Origin of the sequence: Burkholderia sp. Bp9012, from assembly GCF_003853825.1 — a bacterium.
Classification (GTDB): domain Bacteria; phylum Pseudomonadota; class Gammaproteobacteria; order Burkholderiales; family Burkholderiaceae; genus Burkholderia; species Burkholderia diffusa.
This window is the reverse complement of sequence record NZ_QTQA01000046.1, coordinates 26,467-32,738: the sequence shown is the minus strand read 5'-3', so window position 1 is coordinate 32,738 and position 6,272 is coordinate 26,467. Positions and strand designations below refer to the sequence as shown.

Sequence of the window (6,272 nt, the reverse complement as noted above, 5' to 3'; positions counted from 1 at the left end):
ACGAGATCTACACGTGCCGCGATTTCGACGGCCCGGAACGCCGGCACGCGGATGAACGGCTCGACGCGCAGTTGCGTTTGCTCGGCTGGCCCGGCTATCTGGCGTTGCTCGAGGCCGGGCAATACGTTCACGCCGACGGGCTCTTTTACGGCGGACAGCAGCCGACGTGGTCGAACCGGACGCTGCGCGAGATCGTCGCGCAGTACCTGCAGCCCGCACAGGTCGCGATCGCGTTCGACCTGCACACCGGCGCGGGGCCGTTCGGGCATCCGATGCTGATGGCGATCGCGCAGTCGCGCTATCCGGCGCTCGCCAATGCCGAAAAACTGTTCGGCCCGTGGCTCCATACGCTGCTGACGGCGCAGGATGCGGCGGTGAGCGACACGGGCGTGGCCGCGCGTGCGACCGGCTATACGTCGCAGGCGATGCTTGATGCGCTGCCCGATACGCATCTGATACAACTCGTGATCGAATGCGGGACGTTTTCCGCGGTGCCGATGCATGCGGTGCTGCGCGACGACCACTGGCTGCATTTGCATGGCGATCCGCGCGATGCCCTTGGCAGGCGGATCAAGCGTGCGCTATTCGACGCGTTCTTGCCGGCCGATCCCGACTGGCGGGAGATTGCGTGGGTGCGTACACGGCAGGTGCTGAATCGTGCGTTGAGCGGGTTGCCGGAAATCCGGCCGCGCCGCGAAGATTGAGCCGTACGTGCCGCGTGATCGGCGGGCATGCGCGCGAATCGCCTGCGTGGTGACGCGGTGACGGTCACGAGGCGGCCCGCCGGAGCACGTTGATTGCAGCCACCGGAGGCCCGGCGCTATGATGCCGCATCCGTCCGATGGCAGTGACCCCTCGATGTCGAAAACCCCGCCCGTACCGCCGCTGCCGTCCCGATCGCGTGAAGGTATTCATGACCTTCGCATCGTCCGGTACGGCTTTTTGCTGGTCGACGACTTCTCGCTGATCGCGTTGAGTGCCGCGATCGATCCATTGCGGATCGCGAACATGGTCGTCGGGCGGCGCGTCTACGACTATCGACTGATCGGGCCAGGCGACTCGGTCGTCCGGTCGAGCGACGGCATCCGTGTCGTGCCGGACGTGTCGCTGTCGGACAGCGGCACATTCGACGTGGTGTTCGTCGTCGGCCCCAATCCCATCCCGCGCCGACGGACCGGCGCGATCGTCGACTGGTTGCGTCGGCAGGCACGCAACGGGACCGCGCTCGGCGGCCTCGATACCGGTAGCTATTTCCTCGCGCGCGCCGGGTTGTTGAACGGCTATCGCTGCACGATCCATTGGGAGGACCAGGACGTGCTGATGGAGCAGTTTCCGAAACTGACGGTGTCTACCCGCCTCTACGAAATCGATCGCGATCGCTATACCTGCAGCGGCGGCGTCGCGCCGCTCGACCTGATGGTGCATCTGCTGGCGGCCGCGCCCGGCAGCCCGGCCCTGGCCGCGCGCGTGCTCGAATTGCTGGTCGCTGAGCCGCGCAGCCGCGAATACCGGCAGCAGACGTCGCTGCGCCAGTACATTGGCGCGGAGCACGAGAAACTGGACGAGGCCTTGCAACTGATGGAAAGCAACGTCGAGGAAACGCTTTCCGTGCCCGAGATCGCCGTCCATTTGCAGGTGTCGCAGCGACAGCTGCAGCGGTGGTTCCAGGATCGCCTCGGCAAGTCGCCCGCGCAGGCGTATCTGGAGATTCGCCTGCTGCGTGCGCGGCAACTGCTTTACCGCACCGCGACCTCGCTCGAGGAGGTGTGCGCGCGCACCGGATTCACGTCGACGACCCATTTCGCGACGCGCTACAAGGAACAGTTCCAGATCTCCCCGATCGCCGATCGGCGCCGCTACCAGAACGCGCTGTAGTCCGGCGGCGATCGCTTGCCGGGTTCGACCGGCATTCATTCCTGTACCGAAGATCGTCCTGCCGATGGACAGGCCCGCGCTCGCGCGCACGGCCGGCGGTGCTGGATTGGTGGTTAACCCGGAATGGCCAAATCGTGGATTGTGATGTCCATTCCGGAAATCTTCGAATTTGTCGAACTTCTACCATTTGCTCACACCCACCACGCTTTTTACCGAGGAGCGAGCTCATGAAGATGGAGAATCTGATTCGAATCGAGAATGGCGAGAAGGTGAAGCACACCTTCTCCGATGCTGAATATGCGAACCGTCAGCGCAGGCTGCGCGAACTGATGGCGCGCGAGAACATCGACGCGGCGCTGTTCACGTCATATCACAACATCAACTACTACTCGGACTTCCTGTATTGTTCGTTCGGCCGGAAGTACGGACTCGTCGTCACGCCGAACAAGGTCGTGTCGATCTCGGCGAACATCGATGGCGGCCAGCCGTGGCGGCGCACGGTCGGCGACTACAACGTCGTCTATACCGACTGGCAGCGCGACAATTTCTTCCGCGCGCTGCAGGTCGAGATCGACAATCGGGGCCGCGTCGGCATCGAGTTCGACCATGTGCCGCTCGAGATGCTGTCGAAGCTGAAGGCGGCGCTGCCGTCGGTCGAGTTCGTCGACATCGGCGCACAGACGATGCGCATGCGCATGATCAAGTCCGACGAGGAGATCGCGCTGATCAAGCATGGCGCGAACGTCTGCGATGTCGGCGGCGCGGCGCTGGCTGCCGCCGTGCACGAAGGCGTGCCCGAACACGAAGTCGCGCTGGCGTCCACGCAGGCGATGGTTCGCGAGATCGCGCGACGCTTTCCCGAGTCGGAGCTGATGGATACGTGGACGTGGTTCCAGTCCGGCATCAATACGGACGGCGCGCACAATCCCGTCACCACGCGCAAGGTGCAGAAGGGCGACATCCTGAGTCTGAACTGCTTCTCGATGATTGCCGGCTACTACACCGCACTGGAGCGCACGATGTTCTTCGACCATTGTCCGGATGAACATTTGCGGTTGTGGAAGATCAACGTCGAAGTGCACGAAGCGGGGTTGAAGCTGATCAAGCCGGGTGTCCGCTGCAGCGACATCGCGCTCGAGCTCAACAAGATCTATGCGGAATACGGGCTGCTGCAATACCGCACGTTCGGGTACGGCCACTCGTTCGGCGTGTTGTCGCACTATTACGGACGCGAGGCGGGGCTCGAACTGCGCGAGGACATCGATACTGTGCTGGAGCCGAACATGGTCGTGTCGATGGAACCGATGATCATGCTGCCGCAGGGCCATCCGGGCGCGGGCGGCTATCGCGAGCACGACATCCTCGTCGTCGGCGAGCGCGGCGCAACCAACATCACTGGCTTCCCGTACGGCCCGGAACGCAACATCATCAAGACTTGAACGACATGTCGATGCGCGACGTCCGCCGTTGCGGCGGCGGACGTCGCATTGCCGGATGACGGCATACGCGGCGTCGAAGGAACCATGCAGCCGACGGAGGGTGATCCGCCAGGATCGTCCACGTCGGCTGTTTCGTTGCACGAAGCATGTCGAGCCGATCGCGGAACCCGTCCCGATCGATGCGCGAATCGGCAGGCATGCGCTCATCTGTCTTTGCGAGCTACGGCGATCCGCCGTTCCGTTTGCTCGATCCTGCATCACCCTTCCCATTCCCAAGATTTCCCGGCTTCACATCACCGACGGCCAGGCAGCCGGTCGACGCGCGTTCCCTGTCTCATTTCATCGACGGCCCTCGACGGGCATCCTGTCCTGCCCGGCAATCACGTGCTTCAGCGTTCATGCACCGCGATGCGTCGCCGCTTGTGCGATGCCGGCTTCCGGCATAACTTCGGATTTTCGACGCACGATCGCTGTCGACGCGGGCGCGCTGCCCGACAGCCGGCGGTGTTAACCCTCGATGTCGAATCCAGAGAGTCTATTGTCGAAAAGGAAAATCTTCCTGGGGCTCCAACTCCTACCATGCGCTTGAATGGTCGCGATTCGGCACTGCGCAGTGCACTCACCGCACGATCGATCGAATTACGGATGGCGGCCATGACACCGCAACGTACTATTCAGTTTGGAGACTGAGCATGGGTACCAGAAAGGTAATGTCGGGTCGGTCGGCGGATGCCGGCACATGGTTGCCGAGCCGTGGCGACGCCGTCCGTTCGACTGACGGCGCGCCCGCGCGCGGGGAGGCCGATACGCGGCTGCTCAGGCGGGCCGCATGTGCGAGCTTCATCGGCAACTTCGTCGAATGGTTCGATTACGCATCGTACGGGTATCTCGCGACCGTCATCGCGGTCGTGTTCTTCCCGAAGAGCGACGCGATGACGGGGTTGCTGGCCGCGTATGGCGTGTTCGCGATCTCGTTCGTGATCCGGCCGCTGGGCGGCGTGGTGTGGGGGCACTTCGGCGACAGGGTCGGACGCCGGACCGCACTGTCGCTGTCGATCCTGATCATGTCGTGTTCGACTTTCCTCATCGCATTCCTGCCGACTTATGCGCAGGTCGGGATGGTCGCTCCGGTCTTGCTGCTGCTGGTGCGGGTCGTGCAGGGCTTTTCGGCGTCGGGCGAGTATGCGGGGGCGTCGGCGTTCCTTGCCGAGTACGCGCCGGAAGGCAAGCGCGGGTTCTACACCAGCATCGTGCCGGCCAGCACCGCGGCCGGCCTGTTGTTCGGGTCGGTGTTTGTCGCGGTGATGCACGCGGCGCTGACGTCGCAGCAGTTGCACGACTTCGGCTGGCGTCTGCCGTTCCTGCTGGCTGCGCCGTTCGGCGTAGTCGGACGCTATATCCGTATTCGTCTCGAGGACACGCCGAAGTTCAAGGCGCTCGAAGGCGCGCACCATGTCGCGCAGGCGCCGGCCACCGAGCTGCTGACGCGGCATCGCGGCAGGATGCTGATCGCGTTCGGCGTGACGTGTCTGAACGCCGTCGCGTTCTATCTCGTGCTGAGCTACATGCCGACCTACCTGTCTACCGAGATGGGTGTCGGCGAGACCGAGTCGTTCATCGCGGCGACGGTTTCGTTGGCGGCGTATATCGGGCTGATCTTCCTGATGGGTGCGCTTTCGGATCGGGTCGGGCGCAAGACGATGCTGATCGGCGCGTCGGTGTTGTTCGCGGTGCTGACGGTGCCGCTGTTCAAGGGGCTGGCCGGCGCGAGCTTCGTGACGATCGTGATGATCCAGATCGCGTTCGGCGCGCTGCTGACGATGAACGACGGGACTTTGCCTTGCTTCCTGTCGGAAATTTTCCCGACACGCGTGCGTTACACCGGCTTTGCGTTCTGCTTCAATACGGCGAATGCACTGTTCGGCGGGACGGCGCCGTTGGTCGCGACGTGGCTGATCGGGGCGACTGGAAACAAGCTCGCGCCGGCATGGTATCTGGTTGGGGCGGCGGGTATCGCGCTGATCGCGATGCTCGCGAGCAGCGAGACGTCGAAGCGGCCGCTTGCGGACGATTGACGATGCGATGAATCGTTTGGCCGGTTTTCGCTCCGCTTGAACCGAAGCGCCGTGTGGCAGTGTCGAATGTCTGCTGCGCGGCCTTCGCGTTCTCGGCGTTCGTGATGACGTCGCTCGCGCGGAGCGCGGAACGAACCCACCACGATGGAACGGCAAATGAGCTTTGCGGAAGCAGAAAGCGCGGGCAAGAAGCGTGTGACCGTTCTTCGGGTGGGCAGCCGGTCTGTGCGTCAAACAAGGCTGGCAATGCGCCAGCCTTGCGATTAGACAGATTTAGCCTTCTTGCGGTTTGCGCCAGTCGTCGGAGGCTTCCGTGCCGGCGATGGCGTGGGTCCAGGTGATCTTGCGGTACGCCATCGCGACCTTGATCAACTGGGTGTACTCGGCCTTGCTCGGGTCCTGCGCGTGCGGCAGCGCGGCATTGATGTTGACGATGGTGGCGTCTTCGAGCTTGGTGGTGAAGAAGTGCTCCTGCTTGCCTTCGGTCGAGGTGCGGTACCACTTCACTTCCACTTCGGGGAGCATCTCGCCGGAGGCCAGCGCTTGGTACAGCAGCGGCGTGGCTTTGTTCAGCGGCGCGGTGAAGGTGAACGGCTTATGCACGCGCTGGCCGGACGGCTGGCCGCTCTGCGGATCGGTCGGCGTCGCGATCAGGTGTTCGATTTCCTGGACCAGGATCTGGTCTTCGTGGCCTTCCTGGTAGACGTTGCCGACGGAATCGGCGGTGAAGGCGCCTTTGGTGATGTTGCCTTGGGTCTTGCCCTGGATGCTGATATAGGCGGGTGTAGGCATAGCTTTTATTACTCCGTTTTGTGATGAAAGGCCCGTGGCCCTATGCGCTATCAGTGATAGCAACAACCACAACGCAATCGCTGTGCCAGGT

Annotated in this window: 5 protein-coding genes; 4 read left to right on the top strand and 1 reads right to left on the bottom strand. The window is 63.3% G+C overall.

Going from position 1 to position 6,272, the window contains the following annotated elements:
- From DIE11_RS34745 to DIE11_RS34730, 4 genes are all read left to right on the top strand, one after another.
- Nucleotides 1-704, top strand: a 704-nt coding sequence (locus DIE11_RS34745) for a DUF2817 domain-containing protein (RefSeq protein WP_124629750.1), incomplete at its 5' end; no start/stop codon positions are given.
- 154 nt (nucleotides 705-858) lie between these two features.
- On the top strand, nucleotides 859-1,875 hold the full coding sequence (locus tag DIE11_RS34740) for a GlxA family transcriptional regulator (RefSeq protein ID WP_124629749.1): 1,017 nt from the start codon (nucleotides 859-861) through the stop codon (nucleotides 1,873-1,875).
- Between the two features lie 227 nt (nucleotides 1,876-2,102).
- Nucleotides 2,103-3,314, top strand: coding sequence for a M24 family metallopeptidase (locus DIE11_RS34735; RefSeq protein ID WP_124629748.1), 1,212 nt, complete (start codon nucleotides 2,103-2,105; stop codon nucleotides 3,312-3,314).
- A gap of 692 nt (nucleotides 3,315-4,006) precedes the next feature.
- Nucleotides 4,007-5,389, top strand: a complete 1,383-nt coding sequence (locus DIE11_RS34730; protein ID WP_185633868.1) for an MFS transporter — start codon at nucleotides 4,007-4,009, stop codon at nucleotides 5,387-5,389.
- Nucleotides 5,390-5,662: 273 nt separating this feature from the next.
- On the opposite strand, the gene DIE11_RS34725 is transcribed toward DIE11_RS34730, so the two are convergent.
- The gene (locus tag DIE11_RS34725; protein WP_059604068.1) at nucleotides 5,663-6,181 is read right to left on the bottom strand and encodes an Hcp family type VI secretion system effector; all 519 of its coding nucleotides are present in this window, start codon (nucleotides 6,179-6,181) and stop codon (nucleotides 5,663-5,665) included.
- Nucleotides 6,182-6,272: the final 91 nt, after the last annotated feature.

Coding starts and splice junctions, on each gene's coding strand:
- DIE11_RS34740 (WP_124629749.1), top strand. CDS start 859: ATGTCGAAAACCCCGCCCGTACCGCCGCTGCCGTCCCGATCGCGTGAA.
- DIE11_RS34735 (WP_124629748.1), top strand. CDS start 2,103: ATGAAGATGGAGAATCTGATTCGAATCGAGAATGGCGAGAAGGTGAAG.
- DIE11_RS34730 (WP_185633868.1), top strand. CDS start 4,007: ATGGGTACCAGAAAGGTAATGTCGGGTCGGTCGGCGGATGCCGGCACA.
- DIE11_RS34725 (WP_059604068.1), bottom strand. CDS start 6,181: ATGCCTACACCCGCCTATATCAGCATCCAGGGCAAGACCCAAGGCAAC.